Here is a 436-nt window from a genome sequence, read left to right on the forward strand (position 1 = left end):
CGAGATGCTGGTCTTCTCTGCCGCCGATTTTGAAGATTTCCTCGAACCACGCCCGGACCTCGCGCCGGGCATGGAGGACGAGCTGGAGCGCGTGGTACGCCATCTGGTGGAGCACCGCTGGCCGTTCCGCCTGCACGCCACCTATAACGAATCCATCAGCCGCATGCTGGACGTGTTCGAGAAGGTGAACCGCGACATTCCGTTCAACGGCCTGCACTGGTTCTTCGACCACGCGGAAACCGTCACCCAGGCCAACATCGACCGCATTAAAGCGCTCGGCGGCGGCATTGCCGTCCAGCACCGCATGGCCTTCCAGGGCGAGTACTTTGCCGAGCGTTACGGCATCGAAGCCACCCGCCACACGCCGCCGGTGGCGAAAATGCTCGAGACCGGCGTACCGGTGGGCCTGGGAACGGACGCCACCCGCGTGGCGAGC

1 protein-coding gene is annotated in these 436 nt (G+C 64.7%); it reads left to right on the forward strand.

The window, feature by feature from the left end; genetic code table 11:
• Nucleotides 1–436 (forward strand): amidohydrolase family protein (locus DOU50_RS00035; RefSeq protein ID WP_148768439.1); only part of this gene is annotated, 436 nt, incomplete at both ends.

This window comes from Enterobacter sp. C6 (assembly GCF_008122455.1).
Classification (GTDB): domain Bacteria; phylum Pseudomonadota; class Gammaproteobacteria; order Enterobacterales; family Enterobacteriaceae; genus Enterobacter; species Enterobacter pseudoroggenkampii.